Below are 22,315 nucleotides of genomic sequence, written 5' to 3' on the forward strand. Positions count from 1 at the left end.
CTCCTCGAAGCTGTTGCCCGAACCCTACTCGCCAGTAGGCTACGCCCATGACCGACAGGTACGCGAGCTTCGTCCAATCGGGGGCCGGTCGCGCGCTGGTCAAGCGCCTCGGGCTGCCCGACCCGCCTCGACTGCGCCGGCACACGCCGGGCGACCCGCTCGTCCCCGGACCCGTCCTGCTCGGCACGGCCGACGGCGGTCGGCTCACCGAGCCGGTCGCCAAGATCCTGACCTACGCCGGGGTCGAGCTGCGCGACCCGGCCACCGCCACCGACGCCACCGCCCGCTACGCCGCCCTGGTGTACGACGCCACCGGCATCACCGACTCCACCGAGCTGCGGCAGCTCTACGACTTCTTCCACCCGCAGGCCCGGACGCTGCTGCCCAGCGGCCGGGTGGTCGTGCTCGGCACCCCGCCCGAGGAGTGCGACTCGCCCCGCGCGGCCACCGCCCAGCGCGCCCTGGAGGGGCTGACCCGCAGCATCGGCAAGGAGTTCGGCCGCGGCGTCACCGCCCAACTGGTCCACGTGACGAAGGCCGCCGACCCCGGCACGCTGACCAGCCTGGAGTCGACCCTCCGCTTCCTGCTGTCCGGCCGCTCCGCGTACGTCTCGGGCCAGGTGATCCGGGTCGGCGCCGGCACCGCGCAGCCGCCGGCCGACTGGGACCGGCCGCTGGACGGGCAGGTCGTGCTGGTCACCGGCGCGGCCCGGGGCATCGGGGCCGCGCTGGCCCGGGTGCTCGCCCGGGACGGCGCCCAGGTCGTCGCGCTGGACATCCCGGCCGCCGGGGACGAGCTGGCCGCGGTCGCCAACGAGATCGGCGGCACCGCCGTCCAGCTCGACCTGACCGCCCCGGACGCCCCGACCCGCCTCGCCCGGCACCTGGCCGACCGGCACGGCCGGGTGGACGTGGTGGTGCACAACGCCGGCATCACCCGGGACAAGACGCTGGGCCGGATGGACGCCGACCGCTGGGACTCCGTCATCGACGTGAACCTCTCCAGCCAGGAGCGGATCAACGACGTGCTGCTGGAACGCGCCCTGTTCCCGACCGGCGGACGGATCGTCTCGGTCTCCTCGATCGCCGGCATCGCCGGCAACCGCGGCCAGACCAACTACGCCACCAGCAAGGCCGGGGTGATCGGGCTGGTCGACTCGCTGGCCCCGGCGCTGCGCGACCGCGGCATCAGCGTCAACGCGGTCGCCCCCGGCTTCATCGAGACCCGGCTGACCGCGCGCATCCCGCTGCTGCTGCGCGAGGCGGGCCGCCGGATGAACAGCATGTCCCAGGGCGGCCTGCCGGTGGACGTCGCCGAGACGATCGGCTGGCTGGCCTGGCCGGCGACCGGCGCGGTCAGCGGGAACGTGGTCCGGGTCTGCGGCCAGAGTCTGTTGGGGGCGTGATGGCGAGGCGGAAGAACCGGCCGGCGGACGGCCCGGCCGAGGACCTCTCGGTCCACGAGCTGATCGACGGCCCCACCCAGGACCTCACGGGCCTCCACGTCGCCGCGACAGCGGCGGCCGCCCCGGACGCGGATGCCACCCGCGACCTGTCGGGGTTCGTCGTCACCGCCGACGCGGCCGGGGACCCCGGCGTCGAGGCCACCCGGGATTTCGGCGCGGTCGCCCCGACCGGCGGGGCGGTCGGGGGATCGCCCGCGCGGCTCAGCTCCGGCGGGGCGGGACCGGACGGCGCCGGCCGGGCCGTTGTCGAGCTGCCCCGGATGCCGGCGGCCGGGGCGCTCTACCGGCGGGCCCTGCTCGGCGCCCTGCCGGGGCTGGGCGGCCGGCGCGGCGACACCCTCCCCGCGGTCGAGCTGACGGTGGTCGGTGTCGCCGTGGACCGGGCCCACCTGGCCGACTACGACCGGGTCTGCGGCTTCCGGCTCGCCGACCGGCTGCCGGGGACGTACCCGCACGTGCTGGGGTTCCCGCTGGCGTTGCGGCTGATGACCGCGCCGGAGTTCCCGATCCCCCTGACCGGGGTGGTGCACGTGGCCAACCGGATCACCGTGCACCGGCCGATCGAGGCCGGCGAGCGGCTGGACTTCCGGACGTACGCGGAGAACCTCCGCCCGCACGACCGGGGCCGGCAGCTCGACGTGGTGCTCGTCGGGTCGGTCGACGGGGCGGAGGTGTGGCGCGGCGTCTCGACGTACCTCGGCAAGGAGCGCAAGGGCGGCGGCGGTGCGCGGCGCGACCGGGGCGACCGGCCGACCCCGCCGGCCCCCTCGGCGCACTGGCGGCTGACCCCGCGGGTCGGCACGGACTACGCGCGGGTCTCCGGCGACCACAACCCGATCCACACCTCCCGGCTGGGCGCGCGGCTGTTCGGGTTTTCCCGGCCGATCGCGCACGGGATGTGGAGCAAGGCGCACTGCCTGGCGGCGCTGGAGGGCCGGCTGCCGGACGCCTACACCGTCGACGTGGCGTTCAAGCTGCCGGTGCCGCTGCCGTCGATGGTGGCGTTCAGCGCCACCCCGGGCTGGGACTTCGCGCTGCACGACCGTTCCGGGCGCCCGCACCTGACCGGGACGGTGCGCTGACGACCGGTATGTGGAGGAAGCGCCTCCTCGGGCCACCGCAGCCCCCGAGCATGGGGGCATGGAGTCCGTGCTCGACCTGCTGCACCACACGGTCACCTCGCCGTGGGTGTACCTGGTGATCTTCGTGGTCACCGCGGTCGACGCGTTCTTCCCCGCGGTGCCGGGCGAGACGGTGGTGATCAGCGCGGCGGTGTTCGCGGCGGGCGGCGAGCCCGACCTGGTCGCGGTCATCGCGGTGGCCGCGTTCGGCGCGCTGGTCGGCGACCACGTCTCCTACGGCATCGGCCGGGGCGGCGGCGCCCACCGGGTGGCCCGGCTGCCCGCCGACAGTCGCCGGCGGGCCGGGTCGGAGTGGGCCCGGCGGGCCGTCGACCGGCGCGGCGGCTCGATCCTCACGACCTCGCGGTACCTGCCCGGCGGTCGCACCGCCGTCACCCTGACCATGGGCGCGGTCCGTTATCCGCTGCGCTGCTTCCTGCGCTACGACGCCCTGGCCTGTGGGACCTGGGCGGTCTACTGCGGGCTGCTCGGCTACTTCGGCGGCCTGGCCTTCGAACGCGACCCGGTCAAGGGCCTGCTGGTCGGCATCGGCCTCGCCATCGCGGTCACCGGCGTGCTGGAGGTCACCCGCTGGACCCGCCGCCGCGCCCGCTCCCGCGCCGCTGCCCGCCGCTGACCCGGCACGGCCGCGGCTCCGAACCGCCGCAGCGTGGGGCACGGCGGTAGGGGCGGGTGCCGTCAGGGGGCGGGTGGGTGCCAGGTGGCACCGGTGAGCAGCTGGGCGGCGCCGAGCCAGGCGACGTTCATCATCCGGGTGGCGGTCTTCTCCGGGTCGGCGTCGGGGTGGTCGGCGAGCCAGTCCGCGAGCGACTCCGTCGCGCCGACCAGGGCGTACGCGACCACCTCCAGGTCGGTGGGGCCCACCTCGCGTCCCTCGGCGCGCAGCGCGTGGTCGAGCATCCCGGCGACCACCTCGACCAGCCGGCCGCGCATGGTGGCCAGTTCGCCGGCGAAGGGCTGCTCGCCGCGGGCCTGCCGGTAGAGCACCGCCCAGCCGTCCCGGTGCGCGCCGACGAAGCCGAAGAAGGCCCGCAGCCCGCGCCAGAGCCGCTCGTCGGCGGGGAGGTCGGGGGCGGCGGCCCCGGCGATCGCCTCCATCATCCGGGTGCCCTCCCGGTGCAGGCAGGCGACGAAGAGCTCCTCCTTGGTGCCGAGGTACGCGTAGACCATCGGTTTGGAGATCCCGGCGTCCTCGGCGATCTCGTCCATGCTGGCGGCGTGGAAGCCGCGCCGGGAGAAGACCTTTACCGCGGCGTCGAGCATCTGCTGCTCGCGGACGGCCCGGGGCAGGCGCTTGAAGGTGGGTGTGCTGGACACTCTTGCGAGCATACCTACTCGTGCGTAAGGTTACGCCAGAGTAACCAAAGTCGGCCCGCCCCGAGAGGTGCATCCCCCATGACTGACTTCGACCCGGCCAACTTCGCGAACGTCGGCCCCAAGGAGTTCGCGCAGCTGGTCAAGTCCACCCCCGACGACAAGATCGCCGAGGTGATGTCCGGCGACCTGCGCGGCAAGGTCCTCAGCGAGGTCTTCAACCGGATGCCGTCGCTGTTCCGCGCCGACCGTGCCGGCTCCACCAACGCGGTCATCCACTGGAACATCACGGGCCGTCCGGACGGTGGCACGGACACCTACGAGATCGTCATCGACAACGGCACCTGCACGGTCAACGAGGGCGCGCAGCGCGACCCGAAGCTCAGCCTCACCATGGGCCCGGTCGAGTTCCTGAAGATCGTCTCCGGTGGCGCCAACCCGGTCATGATGTTCATGACCGGCAAGCTGAAGGCCAAGGGCGACCTGGGCCTCGCCGCCAACATCGCCAACCTGTTCGACATCCCCAAGGCCTGACGTGGCCGAGTTCTCGCTCGACCTGAACGAGGAACAGCGGGATCTCCGCGACTGGGTGCACGGCTTCGCCGCCGAGGTCGTGCGCCCGGCCGCGGCCGAGTGGGACGCCCGGGAGGAGACCCCCTGGCCGGTCATCCAGGAGGCGGCGAAGGTCGGCCTGTACGGCTTCGAGTTCCTCGCCACCTGCTGGGCCGACCCCACCGGCCTGTCCCTGCCGATCGCCAGCGAGGAGCTCTTCTGGGGCGACGCCGGCATCGGGCTCAGCATCTTCGGCACCTCCCTCGCCGTCGCCGCCATCTACGGCGCGGGCACCCCCGACCAGCTCGTCGAATGGGTGCCGCAGTGCTTCGGTGACGTCGACTCGCCGGCCGTCGCCGCCTTCTGCACCAGTGAACCGGAGGCCGGCTCCGACGTCGGGTCGATGCGCACCCGGGCGGTCTACGACAAGGCCACCGACGAGTGGGTGCTGCGCGGGCAGAAGGCGTACGCCACCAACGGCGGGATCGCCGGGGTGCACGTGGTCACCGCCTCCGTCGACCCGTCGCTCGGCTCCCGGGGGCAGGCCGCGTTCGTCGTGCCGCCGGGCACCGCCGGGCTCAGCGCGACCCGCAAGCTGCGCAAGCTGGGGCTGCGCGCGTCGCACACCGCCGACGTCTTCCTCGACGACGTGCGGGTGCCCGGGCGCTGCCTGCTCGGCGGCCGGGACGCCCTGCTGGAACGGCTCGACCGGGCCCGCTCCGGCCAGCGCGCCTCCGGCCAGGCGGCGATGCGCACGTTCGAGCTGTCCCGGCCCACGGTCGGCGCGCAGGCCCTCGGCGTGGCCCGGGCCGCGTACGAGTACGCCCTGGACTACGCGAAGGACCGAGTCCAGTTCGGCCGGCCGATCATCGAGAACCAGGCCGTCGCGTTCGCCTTGGCGGACATGCGGATGGAGATCGACGCAGCCCGGCTGCTGGTCTGGCGGGCCTCCTGGATGGGGCGCAACAACCGGCCGTTCACCGCGGGCGAGGGCTCGATGTCCAAGCTCAAGGCCGGCGAGGTGGCCGTCGCGGTCACCGAGAAGGCGGTCCAGCTGCTCGGCGGCGCCGGCTTCCTGCGCGACCACCCGGTCGAACGCTGGTACCGGGACGCCAAGATCTACACCATCTTTGAAGGCACCTCCGAGATCCAGCGACTGGTCATCTCCCGCGCGATCTCCGGGGTGCAGATCCGCTGACCGCGGCCGGGTCCGGCCCACGGGCCGACCCCGGCCGCCGACGCGGACCCGACCCGTGGCGGCGCCGCCGTGCCGGGCGGCGTCGCCACGGCCTGGGCGCCCACCGAGGGTGACCCCGGGTCGCCGGCCGACGACGCGGCGACAGCGTCCTCACCGTCCGGTCCGACGGTGCCGACCCACGGTGTCCGGCGGGTGGGCAGGGCGAACGCCGGCTGGGCTCCCCGCCGCCGCGGGTGCATGATCGAAAGAACACGCTCGGCGTGGCAGGGCTCCCCGGGGGCCCTCCCTTGCTCCCCGAAGGAGGTTGCGGCTTGGACCTGCCGTTCATTGTCGCCACGCTGACCCGGCGCGGGCTGCTCACCCCCGGCCGTCCGATCCGGGTCGCCTCGCAGCTCGGCGCGCTGCGCAAGTGGGGCTGGAGCCTCGCCGGTGAGCTGCGCCAGGCCGCCGCCCGCGACCCCGGCCGGACGGCCGTCGTCGACGAGCAGGGCGTCGAACTGACCTATCAGGAGCTGCTGGACCGGTCCGAACGCCTGGCCCGGTCGATGCGCGCCGGGCTCGGCGTCCAGGCCGGGGACCGGGTCGGGGTGCTGTGCCGCAACCACCACGGGCTGATCGAGGCGATCGTCGCGGCGATGCTGCTCGGCGCGGACGCCGTCCTGGTCAACACCGGGCTCTCCGCCGCGCAGCTGACCACCGTCGCTGAGGAACAGTCGCTGCGGGTGCTGGTGCACGACGCCGAGTTCGCCGAGCGGGTCCTCGGCCTCCCCGCCGACGTGCAGCGCGTCGACGAGCGCGGCCAGGAGGAGCTGATCGCGGGCGCCCTGCCCGGCGACCAGCTCCGGCCGCCCGAGCGGGACGGCCGGACCATCGTGCTCACCTCCGGCACCACCGGAACCCCGAAGGGCGCCCGACGGCCCACCCCGCACGGCTTCGGCCCGTTGGTCTCCATCATCGACCGGATCCCGCTGCACGCCCGCGACACCGTGCTGATCGCCGCGCCGATCTTCCACACCTGGGGGTACGCGGCCCTCCAGGTCGCCTTCGCGCTGCGCTCCACCATCGTGCTGCACCGCCGCTTCGACCCGGCCGCCACGGTGGCCGCGCTGGCCGCCCAGCCGTGCGACGCGCTCTTCGCCGTGCCGGTGATGCTGCAGCGGCTGCTGGAGGTGCCGCCGCCGAACCCCCGGCCGCCGCTGAAGGTGGTCGCGGTCAGCGGCTCGGCCCTGCCCGGCGGCCTGGCGCGGAGGTTCATGGACGGCTACGGGGACGTCCTCTACAACCTGTACGGCTCGACCGAGGTCTCCTGGGCGTCCATCGCCGGCCCGGCCGACCTGCGCGCGGCCCCGACCACCGCCGGCCGCCCGCCGCACGGCACCCGACTGGAGATCCTCGACGACACCGGCGAGCCGGTCGGGGACGGGCGCGTCGGGCGGATCTTCGTGGGCAACGAGATGCTCTTCGAGGGGTACACCTCGGGGGCCGGCCGGGAGACCCACGACGGCCTGCTGGACACCGGCGACCTGGGCCGGGTCAACCCCGAGGGTCTGCTCTTCGTCGACGGCCGCGCCGACGACATGATCGTCTCCGGGGGTGAGAACGTCTTCCCCTCCGAGGTGGAGGACCTGCTCGCCCAACTGCCACAGGTCCGCGAGGCCGCCGTGATCGGGGTGCCCGATCCCGAGTACGGCCAGCGCCTCGCCGCGTTCCTCGCCCTGCACCCCGGCGAGACGCTCGACCCGGAGGCGGTCCGCGAATACGTCCGGCACTACCTGGCCCGCTTCTCCGTGCCCCGCGACGTGATCTTCGTCAAGTACCTGCCCCGCAACGCCACCGGCAAGGTGCTCAGCCGCGAGCTGCGCCGCTACTACGGCTGAAACGGGGAACACAAGGGACGGACCCGGCTCTCGGCCGGTGGTAACTTCTCATCCACCGCCGGTCCCGGCAGGTCCTCGCTCACATGTTCCAGGAGCTGCTCGATGGTCCGTCTCCGCCGGCGCTGGGCACTCGGTCTCCTCGCCGGCGGGGTCTCCGCCGTGGCGCTCGGCAGCAGCGAGCCCGTCTTCAGGCGCCGCCACACCGAGCCGGCCCTCGGGCGCCGCCACACCGAGCCGGTGGTCCGGCAGCAACCGCCCCCGGTCGAGGTGGAGAACCGCGCCGCCGGCACGCCCTGGTGGCCGCAGGACCGCCACCCGGCAGTGGACGACCGGCACCGCCAGATCCAGGGGTACGCCTCGGCCACCAGCGTCGCCCCCGGCGAGACGATCGACTTCCACGTCGCGGTCAACCCGGCCGGCCGGTACCGGATCGCCATCCACCGGCTCGGCTGGTACGACGGCGCGGGCGCCCGCACGATGCTGACCAGCCCCGAGTTCGACGGCGTGCCGCGGCCGGTGCCGCGGGCCGACCCGACGACCGGGACGATCACCTGCCGCTGGCCGGTGTCCTGGACGGTCCGCGTCCCCGACGACTGGACCTCCGGCCTCTACCAGGCCGTCTTCACCTCGGCGGACGGCTGGCGCGCCTGCACCCCGTTCGTGGTCCGCGACGACCGGCGGCCCGCCGCGCTCTGCGTGGTCCTGCCGCTCACCACCTGGCAGGCGTACAACCAGTGGCCGCGGGACCGTCGGGCTGGCAAGAGCCTCTACAACGGCTACGGGGCCACCGGCCGCCGGGACCCCCGGCTCCGGGCGCGGGAGGTCTCCTTCGACCGCCCCTATGCCCAACACGGCATCCCGATCCAGCTCGACCGGGACCACGACGCCATCCAGTGGCTGGAGCGCAGCGGTTACGACGTCTCCTACGCGACCAGCCTCGACCTGCACTCGGGACGGCTCGACCCGACCCGGCACCGGGGGATCGTCTTCTGCGGGCACGACGAGTACTGGTCGCGGGAGATGCGCCGGGCGGTGGAACGGGCCGCCGCCGGCGGGACCAGCCTCGCCTTCCTCGGCGCCAACAGCATCTACTGGCACGTCCGGGTGCGTCCCGCCGACGACGGCCGCCCCGGGCGGGTGGTGGCCTGCGCCAAGACCACCCCGGACCCGGGCGCGGACAGCGCCGGCCCGACCGTCACCTGGCGCGCCCTCGGCCCACCTGAGCAGGCGCTGCTGGGGGTGCAGTACAACGGCATCGTCGGCACCCCGGAGCCGCTGGTGGTCCGGTCCGCGGACCACTGGTTCTGGGCCGGCACGGGGGTGGCCGACGGCGATCGGATCCCCGGCCTGGTCGGCGGCGAGGCCGACGGCGTGCAAGCCGACACGCCCCGCCCGTCCGGGGTGGACGCCGCCGTGCTCAGCGCGTCCCCGTACCGGACCCGCGACGGCCGCCGCCAGGTGCAGAACACCCACCTGTACGAGACGCCGCAGGGCGCGCTGGTGTTCGCGTCCGGCACCCTGTGCTGGACGATGGCGCTGAACCGGCAGGGGCACCGGGACGAGCGGATCGAGCGGGCCACCGCCAACCTGCTGGACCGGATCACCGGCCGGGTCGGCGCGTCGACGGGCCCGGTGGTGCAAACCGGCGGCTGACGGGTCGGCGGCGGGGCGCCCGGCGTACCGGAAACACCCCGCCGCCGGCGTCAGGCCCGGTCGGCGGCGCGGCCGATCGCCGCCGCCACCCCGCCGACCCGGTCGGCGAGCAGGCCGAGCGCGCCCACCGCCCGGTCCACCGGGTCGTCGGAGGCGCCACCGAGCGCGCGGGCCCGCAGGTAGCCGTCCTTCACCTCGGCCCACCGTCGGGCCTGCTCGGCGGTGAGCCGGCCGCGCAGCTCGGCCAGCTTCAGCAGGTTCGCCTCGGCGCCCGCGGCGAGGGTCTGCGCCTCCCCAACGTAGTGGTCGTCGATGACCGCCTCCAGCTCCTCGTCGCTGAGCACCGGGACGATCCGCTCGGCCAGCTTGTTCATGTTCCGGTACGACCCCTGCAGCTGGAAGGGCGGCTCGGTGCGGGACGCGTCGGACTGCGCCGCCGAGGCGATGTACGCCTGGTTGTTGGCGAGCACCACCTGCTGCACCCGCAGCAGCTTGCGCAGCACCGCGACGATCTGCTCCAGCTCCACCGGCGAGTACGGGTGGGAGAGCTGGTCGGCCCGCACCGAGTCGTCACCGCGGGCGAGGCGGACCAGCAGCTCGACGTCGCCGCGGTCCCGGCCCGACAGCGGCGCCAGCACCGGGTTCGAGGTGAGCGCGTTCTCGATGTAGCTGAGCGCGAACACCTCCTCCCGGCCGGAGAGCACGTCGCCGAGGTTCCACACGTCGGCCCGGTTGGCCAGCATGTCCGGCACCCGGAACCGCTGCCCCGACTCGGTGTACGGGTTGCCCGCCATACACACCGCGAACCGCTTGCCCCGCAGGTCGTAGGTGCGGGTCCGGCCCTCCCAGACACCTTCCATCCGGCGCTGCCCGTCGCAGAGCGAGATGAACTTCTGCAGCAGCTCCGGCGAGGTGTGCTGGATGTCGTCGAGATAGAGCAGGACGTTGTTGCCCAGCTCCAGGGCGAAGGAGATCTTCTCCACCTCCTGCCGGGCCGTCGCGTCGGGCGCGTCGGCCGGGTCGAGCGAGGTGACCCCCGAGCCCAGGGCGGGCCCGTTGACCTTGACGAAGACCAGGCCGAGCCGGCTGGCCACGTACTCCATCAGGGTGGTCTTCCCGTAGCCGGGCGGGGAGATCAGCAGCAGCAGGCCGGACTGGTCGGTCCGCTTGGCGTCGCCGGTCGCGCCGAGCTGGCGGGCCAGGTTGTCGCCGATCAGCGGCAGGTAGACCTCGTCGAGCAGCCGGTTGCGGACGAACGCGCTCATCACCCGCGGCCGGTACTCCTCCAGCCGCAGCCGGTCCCGCTCGGCGGCCACCAGCGCGTTGCGCCGGCGCTGGTAGTCCCGGTAGGCGGGCACCGACTCGGTGCGGAACCGGCGGGTCCGGGCCAGCGTCTCGTCCAGCCGCAGCGTGACCGCCGACCCGACGATCCGCGGGTGCGCGCCGAGCAGCCCGCCGACGGTCTCCGACATCGTCGCCGCCGCCTCGTGTCGTGGCAGGTCGGCGCCGCACAGCTCCACCGCGACCGCCTCGGGCAGGTCGTACCCGGACAGCGTGCCGTCGTCGGTGGCGAGGAACGCGGTCAGCCACGCCTCGACGAGCTGGTACCGGCTGGTCAGGTCGCCGTCGAGGGCGCGCAGGTCGGCGTCGAACTCCCGGGTGGAGCGGGACTGCGGGCCGCCGAGGGCGCGGCGGAACCGGTCCAGCACGGCCCGCGCGCCGGCGCCGGTGACGAAGCCCGCGGGCGGCCGGGACAACTCCTCGAACAGGTACTCCCCGGCCAGGTCGGCGTCGGCGGCCGGTCCGGTCAGCCCGGTGTCGGTCAGGAAGCGGCCCACCTCTTCGGCCAGCTCGGCGTGCAGCCGGTCGATCGCGTCACCCGCGTCCGTCCGGTCGCCGTCGGACGGCACTGCGGCATGGTCCGGGCGGCCGAAGCGGTCCCGGGCCCGGGCCAGCGAGGTGGCCCGGGCGGTCCAGCCGGCCCGGGCCGGCTCGGCCGCGCCGAACCGCCAGAACAGCTGAGCGGCGGCCCGGGCGGCCGGCGGGTAGCGGAGCAGGCCCGCCCCGGCGTGCAGGCGCAGCAACGCCCGCAGCAGCTCCGTGGCGTCGTGGTCGTGCACCCCCCGCTCGTAGCCCTCGTCGTAGCGGGCCTCGGCGAACCGGCGGACCAGCTCGCGCAGGTCACCGGCGTCGGCCGCCGCCGCCCGCAGCCCGTCCAGGGTCAGCCTCTCCCGGCCCGCCTCCGCGGCGGTCAGGATCGACGTGGCCAGGTACTCCGCGCGGTACACCGCCGGCGACTCGGAGACCAGCAGCTGCTCCCAGAACCGGCGGGTGCGGGCGAACTCCGAGTCCCGCACCGGGGCGCGGTAGTCGGTGCCGGTCACCGCCACCGCCAGCCCGCCGTCGTGCGGCACCACGGTCACGTCGACCGGCTGGGTGTTCACCGCGAACCGGTGCCGGCCCAACCGGATCGTCTCGCCGCCGTCGGCGTACAGGTCCAGGCGGTCGCGCAGGCCGCGACCGGCCTCCTGGCGCGCGGCCCGGATCCGGCCGTCCAGCTCCTCGGCCCGGACCGGGTCGCCGAGGGTACGCAGCTCGTCGACGACCGCGCGCAGCTTGCCGACCATCGGGTCCGCCGCGAAGTAGGTGTTGATCTCGTCCAGCGAGCCGAGGGTGCCGATCCGGCGTCGCACGCTGACCAGGATGCGCTCCGCCGACGAGACGAGCCGGTCGGCCCGCCGGGCCCGCTCGTCCAGCAGCGCCTGCTTGCGCGAGGAGAACGCCTCATAGATCTCGGTCCGCCGGGTCGTCAGCTCGGCGAGGAAGTCCTCGAACTCCCCGAACCGGGACTCCAGGTCCTCCACCCGCAGCAGCAGCCGGCCGAGCTGCTCGTCGCAGCGCTCGGCGGTGTCCGCCGCCGCCAGCGCCCCGGTCACCGCCTGCCCGAGCAGCGCGAACTCGGCCGCGAAGCCGGCCCGGCCCTCCACCTCCAGCAGCTCCCGGCGGCGGTTGTCCAGCACCGCCCGGGCCCGGTTGACCGCGCCCAGCACCTCGCCGACCCGGGTCAGTATCCCGGTCCGTACGGTCGCGTCGGCGATGTCCAGCCCGCCCACCACGTCGGTGATGGTCTGCAGGCCCTCGGCCCGCCCGGCCAGCTCCTCCCGGACCGCCCCGCCCTCGGCCACCGTGCCGATCGCGGCGCCCTGCCCGGCCAGCCGGTCCACCTCGGCCTGGTAGCCGGTGAACGCGTCGTCCCGGCGCAGGAAGTCCACCGCCCGCCGGCCGGCGGCCGTCAGCTCCCCGTCCAGCCGCTCCGCCAGCTCGTCGATCCGCCGCTGGTCGACGTACCGCAGCTCCCGCAGGGTCTCCAGGTGGCCGCGCGCCTGACGCAGCCCGGCGAGCTGCCGCACCCAGTCGTCGGCGGTGAGCGGCGCCTCGCCGCGCGCCCGGCGGGCCAGCGCGGCGATCCGCTCGCCCGCCTCGTCCAGCGCGGTCCGCGCCTGCTCGGTGAGGGCGCGGACCTTCTCGTACTCGTCGAGCACCGCGACGGCGGTGCGCCGCAGCTCGGCCAGCGGCGCCAGCAGGTCACCGAGGTCGGCCTCGCCGAGCCAGTGGTAGTGGTCGACGACCCGGGCGCAGGCCGCGATCAGCGCCTCGTACACGCCGGTGGTGGCGACGGCGCCGTCGACCATCCGGGCCACCGACAGGCAGTCGGAGATGCCCCGGACCAGGTCGGCGTTGCCGACCCGCTCCAGCGGGCCGGTGCCCGCCGGCTGGGCCGCCGCGTACGCGTCGGAGACGTACGGCGTCTGCCAGATCTGCATCGGGTGGACCCGGGTCGGCCCCTCGGAGGTCGCCCGGAACACCACCAGCGTGCCGTCGTCGAAGAGCGAGAACCCGTGGCACAGGATCGGCGCCGCCACCTCCTTGCGGATGGCGTTGTACGGCAGCAGCAGCGAGCGGCCCTCGGCCCGGGCGTGGAAGACGTAGAGGACGTCCTCCCCGTTCGGGGAGCGGACCACCCGCTCGAACTCCAGCCCGGACACGTCCGTGTCGAAGGTCCGGGTGACCCCGGTTGCCAGGTGGTAGCCGCCCGGGAAGATGATCCCGTGGTCCTCGGGCAGCCGCTGGCAGGCCGGCCCGATGCCGTCGAGGCGGACCACCTCCCGGGTCAGCGTGTTGAAGACCAGGTGCCGCCACTCGGTCTCCTTGTACGGCCGCATCCGCAGCAGGATCAGCGGGCCGACCCGGGCCCAACTCACGTCGCCGTCGGCCAGGCTCTGCAACGGCTCGTCCACCGGCTCGTCGTAGATGCCCTCGCCGACCTCGGTGTTGTTCTCCAGCTTGACGGTCAGCGTGCCGCCGACCGTCTCCACGAAGATCTCGTCGGCGATGGAGATGTGCGGGTGGCGGCCGAGGACGTGGTCCTCCCGGGTCGTCTCGACCCACTCAAAGTCGTGCGACGGCGGGAAGACGTGGTCCCGCTCGCCCCGGTTGTCCAGGTAGCCGACGCCGCCGTCCGGGTCGAGCCGCCAACGCAGCACCCGGATGTCGTCGGTGCGCGGGCCGGTCTGGAACACCGCCAGCAGCCGCCCGTCAAGCCGGCGCAGCTGCAGCAGCCGGGTCTGCCGGTAGTAGCGGTACAGCTCCGCGAAGTCGCGCTGGAACACCGGGTCGCGCAGCAGGCCGGGCAGCTCGTCCGGGCCGGCCCGGTCGAACCGGAACGCGTCTTTCCCGTCCTCGTCGGCCGCGCCGTCAACGGCCCGGTCCCAGGCGAAGCGGTGCAGCGAGAAGACGTCGTCGACCGTCGTCTCCGGCTTCAGGCCGATGAAGACGTTGTAGCCGAAGAGCATCAACCCACCCACCGGGACGATGTCCCGGGGCACGCAGTTGTTCCCGGTACGGATCCGCTCGGTGCTGAGCAGGCGCAGCTCGGTGCTGCCGAAGACCTCCAGCCGCCGGGCGTTGAGCCCTTCCGCCCGGCGGGCCAGCTCGGCGGCCTGCCCGACGAGCCGGTACCGCAGCACCTCGTAGCTGCCCGCGTCCAGCCCGGCCGGACCGCCGTCCACCCCGGTCGGCCCGGCCGCGTTCCCGCCGGTCGGACCGGGCACCGGCTCACTCACCGGCACGCTGCCGGGGGCCGGCCAGGGCGCCCACCGGGGTCTCCGCCACGCCCAGACGCTGCGCGGCCTTCAACAGCTCCTGAAGCTTGCCCTGATCCGCGCCGCCGGCCCGCATCTGCTGCAGCAGGAACGCGGAGAGGGTGAGGTTCTGCACGTCACCGGTGTTGATCGAACCGAGCATCCGGGTCAGGTCGTCGGTGAAGCTGGCGGTGCCGTCCAGCCACGGCTGGGCGAGCCCACGGGCCACGTCGGAGTGCGCAACGAAGCCGTCCACGCTCTTGCCGAACGAGATCGAGCTGAGCAGCCGGTCGAAGAACACGCTGTCCCCGCCGACGATGTCGATGTTCGCCTTCTCCAAACCGGTGGAGACCAGCCTCGCCTGCGCCTCGGCGACCTGCCGCTGCGCGTCCAGCCCGGCGAGCCGGACCTCCTTCTCCAGCTCCAACCGCAGCCGGTACTCCTCGTGCTGGCGGGTGGCGTCGTCCAGCGCGGCCATCGCCGCGGCCTTGTCGGTGAGACCCTCGGCCTCGCCCTTCAGCTTCTCGCGTACCGCCTCGGCGGCAAGCAGGGCCTTGTCGCGCTCGACGGCGACCTCCGCGCGGCCGACCTTCTCGATCGCCTCGGCGCTCCGCTCGCGGACCTGGACCTCGGCCAGCCCGGCCGCCGCCGCCTCGGCCTGCAGGCCCTCGGCCAGCCGGATCTTGGCCCGGGTGTCCAGCTCGGCGGCCTGCTGCCGGGCCTCGGCGAGGACGAGTTCCTCACGCGCCTTGAACTTCGCCGCCGTCTCGGCCGCCTCCGCCGCCTTGATGTCCTTGACCAGGTTCTCCTGGGCCTCGGCCTCGGCCTGGATGACCACCGCCTGGCGGGTCCGCTCGGCCTCCTCGACCACCCGCAGGCGCTTGATGTTCTCCTCCTGCTCGGCGACGGTCTTCTCGACCGCGATCCGCTCCCGGACGACCTCGGCGATGGCCCGCTTCTCCGCCTCGACCTCCTTGTCCTTGGAGATCGTGCTGAGCTCGGTCTCCCGCTGCCGGCCGATGACCTCCAGCATGCGGTCCTTCTCGATCCGCTCGGTCTCGATCGCGATGACCCGCTCGCGGTTCTTCTCGGCGACCGCGATCTCCCGGGTCCGGTTCTCGTGCTGGATGCCCAACTGCTCGTCGGTGCGGATGTTCGCCGTCTCGGCCCGCAGCCGCTCCTCCGCCCGGACCCGGGTGATCTCGGCCTCCTCGCGGGCCCGCACCGTCTCGATCTCGCGCCGCTGCTTGGCCTCGGCGTCCGCCTGGCGACGCTCCAGCTCCAGGATCGCCTCCCGGGCGTCGACGTTCTGCCGGGTGATCTCCTTCTCCTCGCTGCGCTGGAACTCGTTGGTCCGCACGTGTTCGATCGCGGTCAGCTCGGTGATCTTCCGGATGCCCTGGGCGTCGAGGATGTTCTTCGCGTCCAGCTGGGACATCGGGGTCTGCTCGAGGAAGTCGATCGCCGCGTCCTCCAGGCTGTACCCGTTGAGGTCGGTGCCGATCACCCGGATGATCTGGTCGCGGAACTCGTCGCGCTTGGTGTACAGGTCGACGAAGTCGAGCTGCTTGCCCACCGTCTTCAGTGCCTCGGAGAACTTGGCGTTGAACAGCTCCTGAAGGGTCTCCCGGTCGCTGGCCCGGGCGGTGCCGATGGCCTGCGCCACCTTGATGACGTCCTCGGTGGTCTTGTTGACGCGGACGAAGAAGGTGATCCGGATGTCGGCCCGGATGTTGTCCCGGCAGATCAGACCCTCGTTGCCGGTCCGCTCGATGTCGATCGTCTTCACCGAGATGTCCATGATCTCGGCCTTGTGCAGCACCGGCAGGACGACCGCCCCGGTGAACGTGACGTCCACCCGGCGGACCTTGGAGACGATCAACGCCTTGCCCTGTTCCACCTTGCGGAACAGGCGGCTGACCAGCAGGACCACGCCGAGTACGACGAGCAGGAGGACGGCGAGCAGTACGCCGATCCCGGTGGTGATGACATCCATGGCTGAGCGCGCGGCGCCGGCCCGGGGTGCGGGCGGACCGGTGAGGGCCGCGCATCCTCCTTTCGCTGAGGTGTGCGGGGGCAGCGTGGGGCGGGCCGGCGGCGGGGTGCGGTGTCCGGTCCGGGCTCGAAGGGGGTGACCCGCCGTCGCGGGAGTGGGCCACCGGCGACGGTTACATCGGTGCCTGACGCGAAGGGTCAGGGTCGAAGGCGATGCCCGCGGGCATGACCCAGAAGAACTCGCCCTCGACGTCGTAGTCGTAGATCAGCGCCGAGCTGCCGGCGCGCAGCGGCTCGGCGCCGGGCTGGCGGACCTGGACGACCGCGGAGGAGCCATCCGCCGCCGTCACCTCCGCCTGCCCGAAGTCGGCCGTCACCTGGCCGGTGCGGATGGTGCAGAGGCTGCCGACGAAGGCGTGCCGGCTGGACTCCGTACCGGTGGGGAAGAGGCGGCTCAGCGGTACGGCGACCAGTCGGGTCACCAGCCAGGCGCAGAGCACCGCCGCCAGCAGCACCCCGATCGACACGGCGATCCGGGCGGCGACGCCGAGGCCGAGCCCGTCGAGCAGCGCGGTGCCGGCCAGACTGACGAACCAGGCCACCGCCACGAGCAGGGAGAACACGACGGTGGCGGGCACGCCGCCGAGCCCGAGGCCGGCCAGGACGCCACCCGGCACCCCGTCGACGTCCAGGTCGTCGCCGAGGTCCAGCACCCCGGTCAGCACCAGCAGCCAGTACCCGACGACGACCACCAGCAGGAAGCTGAACAGCACGGTGGGGAAGCTGAGCGCCGTACCCAGAAACCCGGCCACCGGCGCACCCCCTTCCCCGTTTCCGGTGGGGGCCTCACCCCTGACCGGCAGGGTTGATCGTGGCACGGGGTGTCAACGCCGGACGGCCGCCGAACGGCTGGTTCGCGGCGGCCTGACCGGCCGGCCGCGGCCCGTCACCGAGCGCCCCGGCCGAGGGTGGTGGCTGGCGCCGGCGTGTCGGGCCAGCGCGGTCGCGACCGGCGCCGGACCGGCGGGCGGCGCAGTCGCGGACGCCCGGGTCAGTGCGGCAGGGTGATCCGGCCCGCCACCGCGGCGGCGGCGATGTCGGTACGGTGGTGTGAGCCGGCCAGCTCGATGCCGCGTACCAGGGCGTAGGCGGCGTCCCGCGCGGCGGCCAGGTCGGGGCCGGTGGCCGTACCGCAGAGGACCCGGCCGCCGGCGGAGAGCAACGCGCCGTCGGAGGCCCGGCGGGCGGTGCCGGCGTGGATGACCCCCGCACGGTCCGCGCCGGTGATCACATCGCCGGTACGCGGCGCGGCCGGGTAGCCGTCGGCGGCCACGACCACGGTGACCGCGGCCCCGTCCCGCCAGCGCAGCGGCGGGTGCGCGGCGAGCGTGCCGGTGGCGGCGGCGTGCAGCAGCCCGGCGAGCGGCGTCTCCAGCAGCGCCAGCACGACCTGGGTCTCCGGGTCGCCGAACCGGGCGTTGAACTCGATCACCCGCGGCCCGGCGGCGGTGATCGCCAGCCCGACGTAGAGCAGCCCGGCGAACGGCGTGCCCCGGCGGCGCATCTCGGCCAGCGTGGGGTGCACGACGTCGCGCATCACCTCGTCGACCAGGCCGGGCGGCGCCCAGGGCAGCGGCGCGTACGCCCCCATGCCGCCGGTGTTCGGCCCGGAGTCGCCGTCGCCGACCCGCTTGAAGTCCTGCGCGGGCAGCAGCGGCAACGCCGCCTCGCCGTCGGTGACCACGAAGAGCGAGACCTCGGGGCCGGCGAGGTACTCCTCGACCACCACCCGGCCGCACTCCTCGGCGTGCTTCAGCGCGGCGGCCCGGTCGTCGGTGACGACGACGCCCTTGCCGGCGGCCAGCCCGTCGTTCTTCACCACGTACGGCGGGCCGAACTCGTCCAACGCCCGGCCGACGCTCACGGCGTCGGCGCAGGTGAAGGCGCGGGCGGTCGGCACACCGGCGGCGAGCATGACGTCCTTCGCGAACGCCTTGGAACCCTCCAGCCGGGCCGCCTCCGCCGACGGTCCGAACGCGGCGATGCCCTTGGCGCGTACCGCGTCGGCGGCCCCCGCCACCAGCGGCGCCTCCGGCCCGACCACCACCAGGTCGGCCCCGACCTCCACGGCGAGTCCCGCCACGGCCGCCGGATCGGCCGCGTCGACCGACCGAAGGTCCGCCACCCCGGCGATCCCCGGATTCCCCGGCGCCGCGATCAACACCTCGACGGACGGATCGGCTGCCAACCCGAGCGCGAGCGCATGCTCCCGCCCGCCACCACCCACAAGAAGAACCCGCACGACCCCGCATCCTACTGACCCCACCCCCGCCCCCGTTGATCATGAAGTTGTTGTCCCGAAACGCCGCGTTGCCACGGGTAACAGCTTCATGATCGACACTGGTTGGCGGCGGCGATGGCCTCGCGGACGACCCACGGGATGTAGTCGGGGCGGAGGGTGTCGGACCAGGTGAAGCGGAGGACGGTCCAGCCGGCGTTGAGCAGGCGGTTCTGGCGGTGGCGGTCGGTGAAGAGGTCGGCCGGGTTGCCGTGTGGAGCGCGACCGTCGGCCTCGGCGATGATCCGTGCGACACGCCAGCCCATGTCGCCGATGCCCACCAGGTAGCCGTCGTGGTCGCGGACCTCCAGTTGCAGGGCGTCCGGTGGGACCTTCCCGTCGACGCAGCGCAGCCGGGTGCGCGTCTCCAGCGGGGACTGCGCGAGACCGTTCGCCTCCGCGAGATATCCCCGGGCGGCCACCGCGCCTCGTCGGCCTCTGAGCAGCGACGGCACCCGCTCCAGTCCAGCGGTGGAAACCAGCCCTCGATTCAGCGCGGAATCAAGCAGGGAGACCGCGGTGTACCGATCCTCGCGAAGGAGGAGATCGGAGACAGTGCGCAGCGGATCGGTGGCCATGATGCCGGCCACCCGCCCGAACTGGACCGGCGCGATGAGCAGCTGATGGACCACCACTTCGGGGTGGGCCGCCCGGGCCGGGCGCGCAGCCGGCCCGGGCACGGAGAGATGGATTGCATCACTGCCGCTTAGCCCTTCGATCCCGTACAGCTCCGCTGCCGTGCCGAGCACCACAGCCGCCCCCGGACCGAACGAAGCCACCGCGGCCCGGATGCGTGCCCGCCGAGGAACACCGTCATAGAGATCGGCGTCGACGAGGTAGCCGCCCCGGGCGATCGCCCGCCAGCGCCCGGCCCGGCAAAACCGATGCACGTCGTGCACGCTGAAACCGGCAGCACGCGCCTGCGCCAACGTCACCACACCGTCGCGGGTGGCGGCCACCCGACGCACGATCGCGAGAGCATCCACACCCGCCGACGATCCACCCCACCGAACCCCGGCGAAACCCCCTGTGGACAACCACCCGCACCGCTGTGGACAACCGGGCCTCACGCTCCGGTCGATCATGAAGTTATTGCCGGCGCTACCGGCGTGTCACACCAATAACTTCATGATCAACGCGGAGGCCCGGGGTGGGTCGTTAGGGGAGGAGGGGGTGGCGGAGGACGTTTTCTTCGCGGCCGGGGCCCACGCCCACCACGCTTACGCGGGTGCCGGTGAGTTCTTCGATCCTGGCGATGTAGCGTCTCGCGTTTTCGGGGAGCTCTTCCTCGGTTCTGGCCTTGGTGATGTCTTCCCACCAGCCGTCGAGCTCTTCGTAGATGGGGGTGGCGTGGTGGAAGTCGGTCTGGGTCATCGGCATGTCGTCGACCCGCTTGCCGTTGATCTCGTAGGCGACGCAGATCGGGACCTTGGGCAGGCCGGTGAGCACGTCGAGCTTGGTGACGACCAGGTCGGTGACGCCGTTGAGGCGCGACGCGTACCGGGCGACGACCGCGTCGAACCAGCCGGCGCGGCGCTCCCGGCCGGTGGTGGTGCCGTACTCGTGGCCGATCTTGACCAGGTGCTGGCCGTTGTCGTCGAAGAGCTCGGTCGGGAACGGCCCCGCACCCACCCGGGTGGTGTACGCCTTGCTCACCGCGATCACCTTGGTGATCGCCGTCGGCGGGATGCCCGCGCCCACGCACGCCCCGCCGGCCGTCGGGTTCGACGAGGTGACGAACGGGTACGTGCCGTGGTCCATGTCGAGCATGGTGGCCTGGGCACCCTCGAGCAGCACGGTCTCGCCGCGGTCCAGCGCGTCCCAGAGCATCACCCGGGTCTCCGCGATGTACGGCTTGAGCCGCTCGGCGTACTCCAGGTACTCCTCGATCGTCGCGTCGAGGTCGATCGCCTTGCGGTTGTAGACCTTGAACAGCAGCTGGTTCTTCTCGCGCAGCGCCAACTCCAGCTTCTTGCGCAGGATGCCCGGGTCGAGCAGATCCTGCAGCCGGATGCCCATCCGGGCGACCTTGTCGCCGTACGCCGGGCCGATGCCGCGGCCGGTGGTGCCGATCCGGGCGGAGCCGAGGTAGCGCTCGACGACCCGGTCCAGCGCCCGGTGGTGCGGCATGATCAGGTGCGCGTCGCCGGAGATGCGCAGCCGGGAGACGTCCACACCCCGCTCGGCGAGGCCGTCGATCTCCTGCAGCAGCACCTTCGGGTCGACCACCACGCCGTTGCCGATGATGATCATCGCGCTGGGCGACAGCGCGCCCGACGGCATCAGGTGCAACGCGTACTTCTGGCCGTCCGGGGTGATCACCGTGTGGCCGGCGTTGTTTCCGCCGGAGTAGCGCACCACGTAGTCGACCCGCTCACCCAGCAGGTCGGTAACCTTGCCCTTGCCCTCGTCGCCCCACTGAGCGCCGAGAAGCACGATCGCTGGCATCTTTTCCGCCTCCAGAAGGCTCGGGTGCCAGGTGGCGACCGGTTGGCGAGCCCGGGGTGTCAGGCTAACAAGTAGTGACGGCGCGGCTGGCAGGGGTCGCGGCGAGAGGCAGGAGGCTCTACCCGTGTACGACGTGGTGCTGCTCACCCTCGGCTCGGAGCGGGACGCTACCGGTGAGGGCTGCGGCAGCGGTGGAGCCTGCTGCGGTGGTGCCGTCGACGAGGCCGCCGGGAAGAAGACCGGGGAGCGCTGCGAGACGCCGCGCGTACCGGTGCTGGCCTGCGCGGACGCCCTGACCGCCCGGGGGGGCCGGGTGGAGATGGTCACCGCCCGCTCGGATGCGGAGATCGACGAGGTGCTGGCCCGGCTTGACGGCCCACCCCGCTCCGACGGCCTGACCTGGCCGGACCCGGATTCGAAGACCCGGCTCGTGGTCGCCACGGCCAGTGACGGACAGTTGCGCGCCGTGGTGCGCCGGCTGGTCCGGCGGTACGCCCCGCCGCCCAGTCGCCGACCCGCCGACCTGCCCGCGAACCGGACCGTGCCGGACCTGCCGACGGTCGGCGTACTGCCGCTGGATCCGGCCCGGAGCGGGACGCACCGCGACCTGGCCGCGCAGCTCGGGCTGCCCCGCGACCCCGCGGCGGTGGCCGCGGCGGTGCTGGACGGCAGCGCCCGCCGGCTGGACCTGCTCCGCAACGACGGCGGCTCGGTGACCCTGGACGGCGCGCTGCTCGGCGCCGCCGACGACGCCGGCCGGCCGCTGCACTGGCGGGCCCGGGTCGAGGTGGACGACGCCGTCCTCTCCGACGGCGACGAGCCGATCATGGCCTGCGCGGTGGGCAACGCCGGCGGCTACGCCCGCCTCGACGACGTGGCGCTGCTGGCCGACCCGGACCCGACCGACGGCCGGCTCGAGGTGGCGGTGGCCGTTCCCGTGGTGACCCGCACGGCGCTGGGCAGAAAGCGGGTACGGCTGGAGGTGCGCCGGGCCCGGGGCCGGGCCGTGGCGGTCGTCCCGCGCGACGAGAAGGTGCCCTTCCTCGACGACGGCGTCGAGAGCGAGCTGAGCCGCAAGCGGTCCTGGTGGACCGAGCCGGGCGCCTGGGCGGTCTGGACGCTCTGACCCCCGTCGATCCGTGGGCGGGCCACCGGGAAACCCGGACGGCCTATCCTCGGCGGGAGGAATGG

General features: G+C 73.6%; 15 protein-coding genes. 8 read left to right on the plus strand and 7 right to left on the minus strand.

Annotated features, from left to right (window positions below; translation table 11 throughout):
- Positions 1–47 precede the first annotated feature (47 nt).
- The 3 genes from OG799_RS28060 to OG799_RS28070 all read left to right on the plus strand — a co-directional run bounded on the left by OG799_RS28060 (position 48) and on the right by OG799_RS28070 (position 3,224).
- Entirely contained in the window at positions 48–1,406 is a 1,359-nt protein-coding gene (locus tag OG799_RS28060; RefSeq protein WP_406039152.1) for a 3-oxoacyl-ACP reductase, read from the plus strand.
- A gap of 320 nt (positions 1,407–1,726) precedes the next feature.
- Positions 1,727–2,548, plus strand: a complete 822-nt coding sequence (locus tag OG799_RS28065; protein ID WP_406046431.1) for a MaoC/PaaZ C-terminal domain-containing protein — start codon at positions 1,727–1,729, stop codon at positions 2,546–2,548.
- A gap of 58 nt (positions 2,549–2,606) precedes the next feature.
- Positions 2,607–3,224 (plus strand): DedA family protein, encoded by a 618-nt coding sequence (locus tag OG799_RS28070; RefSeq protein WP_406039154.1) that lies wholly within the window; start codon positions 2,607–2,609, stop codon positions 3,222–3,224.
- Positions 3,225–3,286: 62 nt separating this feature from the next.
- On the opposite strand, the gene OG799_RS28075 is transcribed toward OG799_RS28070, so the two are convergent.
- Complete coding sequence (locus tag OG799_RS28075; protein ID WP_406039156.1) at positions 3,287–3,925, minus strand: TetR/AcrR family transcriptional regulator; 639 nt, start codon at positions 3,923–3,925, stop codon at positions 3,287–3,289.
- A gap of 78 nt (positions 3,926–4,003) precedes the next feature.
- Between OG799_RS28075 and OG799_RS28080 the strand changes: the two genes are divergently transcribed.
- The 4 genes from OG799_RS28080 to OG799_RS28095 all read left to right on the plus strand — a co-directional run bounded on the left by OG799_RS28080 (position 4,004) and on the right by OG799_RS28095 (position 9,202).
- Complete coding sequence (locus OG799_RS28080) at positions 4,004–4,456, plus strand: SCP2 sterol-binding domain-containing protein (RefSeq protein WP_406039159.1); 453 nt, start codon at positions 4,004–4,006, stop codon at positions 4,454–4,456.
- A 1-nt stretch (position 4,457) separates the two neighbouring features.
- Positions 4,458–5,672: an acyl-CoA dehydrogenase family protein gene (locus OG799_RS28085; RefSeq protein WP_406039161.1), complete on the plus strand. Its 1,215-nt coding sequence runs from the start codon at positions 4,458–4,460 to the stop codon at positions 5,670–5,672.
- Positions 5,673–5,983: 311 nt separating this feature from the next.
- Entirely contained in the window at positions 5,984–7,549 is a 1,566-nt protein-coding gene (locus tag OG799_RS28090) for an AMP-binding protein (protein WP_406039163.1), read from the plus strand.
- Between the two features lie 102 nt (positions 7,550–7,651).
- On the plus strand, positions 7,652–9,202 hold the full coding sequence (locus OG799_RS28095; protein ID WP_406039165.1) for a N,N-dimethylformamidase beta subunit family domain-containing protein: 1,551 nt from the start codon (positions 7,652–7,654) through the stop codon (positions 9,200–9,202).
- Between the two features lie 50 nt (positions 9,203–9,252).
- On the opposite strand, the gene OG799_RS28100 is transcribed toward OG799_RS28095, so the two are convergent.
- The 6 genes from OG799_RS28100 to OG799_RS28125 all read right to left on the minus strand — a co-directional run bounded on the left by OG799_RS28100 (position 9,253) and on the right by OG799_RS28125 (position 21,124).
- The gene (locus OG799_RS28100; protein WP_406039167.1) at positions 9,253–14,325 is read right to left on the minus strand and encodes a DNA repair ATPase; all 5,073 of its coding nucleotides are present in this window, start codon (positions 14,323–14,325) and stop codon (positions 9,253–9,255) included.
- A complete protein-coding gene (locus tag OG799_RS28105; RefSeq protein WP_406039169.1) occupies positions 14,318–16,339 on the minus strand; it encodes a flotillin family protein in 2,022 nt (673 codons plus the stop codon). The genes OG799_RS28100 and OG799_RS28105 overlap by 8 nt, the downstream gene beginning before the upstream one ends.
- Positions 16,340–16,511: 172 nt before the next feature.
- Entirely contained in the window at positions 16,512–17,150 is a 639-nt protein-coding gene (locus tag OG799_RS28110; RefSeq protein WP_406039171.1) for a hypothetical protein, read from the minus strand.
- Positions 17,151–17,389: 239 nt separating this feature from the next.
- Positions 17,390–18,640 (minus strand): phosphoribosylamine--glycine ligase, encoded by a 1,251-nt coding sequence (gene purD / locus OG799_RS28115; RefSeq protein ID WP_406039173.1) that lies wholly within the window; start codon positions 18,638–18,640, stop codon positions 17,390–17,392.
- Positions 18,641–18,726: 86 nt separating this feature from the next.
- Positions 18,727–19,635 (minus strand): hypothetical protein, encoded by a 909-nt coding sequence (locus OG799_RS28120; RefSeq protein ID WP_406039175.1) that lies wholly within the window; start codon positions 19,633–19,635, stop codon positions 18,727–18,729.
- A gap of 199 nt (positions 19,636–19,834) precedes the next feature.
- A complete protein-coding gene (locus tag OG799_RS28125) occupies positions 19,835–21,124 on the minus strand; it encodes an adenylosuccinate synthase (protein ID WP_406039177.1) in 1,290 nt (429 codons plus the stop codon).
- Between the two features lie 124 nt (positions 21,125–21,248).
- Here OG799_RS28125 and OG799_RS28130 point away from each other — a divergent pair, with 124 nt between their 5' ends.
- Positions 21,249–22,250, plus strand: a complete 1,002-nt coding sequence (locus tag OG799_RS28130) for a hypothetical protein (RefSeq protein WP_406039179.1) — start codon at positions 21,249–21,251, stop codon at positions 22,248–22,250.
- The last annotated feature ends 65 nt before the right edge of the window (positions 22,251–22,315 follow it).

The sequence above is a fragment of the Micromonospora sp. NBC_00898 genome (assembly GCF_045207895.1).
Taxonomy (GTDB): Bacteria; Actinomycetota; Actinomycetes; order Mycobacteriales; family Micromonosporaceae; genus Micromonospora.

What these genes read in the sequence shown, in the direction of transcription:
- OG799_RS28070 (WP_406039154.1), top strand. Translation starts at nt 2,607, where the DNA reads ATGGAGTCCGTGCTCGACCTGCTGCACCACACGGTCACCTCGCCGTGG.
- OG799_RS28065 (WP_406046431.1), top strand. Translation starts at nt 1,727, where the DNA reads ATGCCGGCGGCCGGGGCGCTCTACCGGCGGGCCCTGCTCGGCGCCCTG.
- OG799_RS28095 (WP_406039165.1), top strand. Translation starts at nt 7,652, where the DNA reads ATGGTCCGTCTCCGCCGGCGCTGGGCACTCGGTCTCCTCGCCGGCGGG.
- OG799_RS28105 (WP_406039169.1), bottom strand. Translation starts at nt 16,339, where the DNA reads ATGGATGTCATCACCACCGGGATCGGCGTACTGCTCGCCGTCCTCCTG.
- OG799_RS28125 (WP_406039177.1), bottom strand. Translation starts at nt 21,124, where the DNA reads ATGCCAGCGATCGTGCTTCTCGGCGCTCAGTGGGGCGACGAGGGCAAG.
- OG799_RS28060 (WP_406039152.1), top strand. Translation starts at nt 48, where the DNA reads ATGACCGACAGGTACGCGAGCTTCGTCCAATCGGGGGCCGGTCGCGCG.
- OG799_RS28080 (WP_406039159.1), top strand. Translation starts at nt 4,004, where the DNA reads ATGACTGACTTCGACCCGGCCAACTTCGCGAACGTCGGCCCCAAGGAG.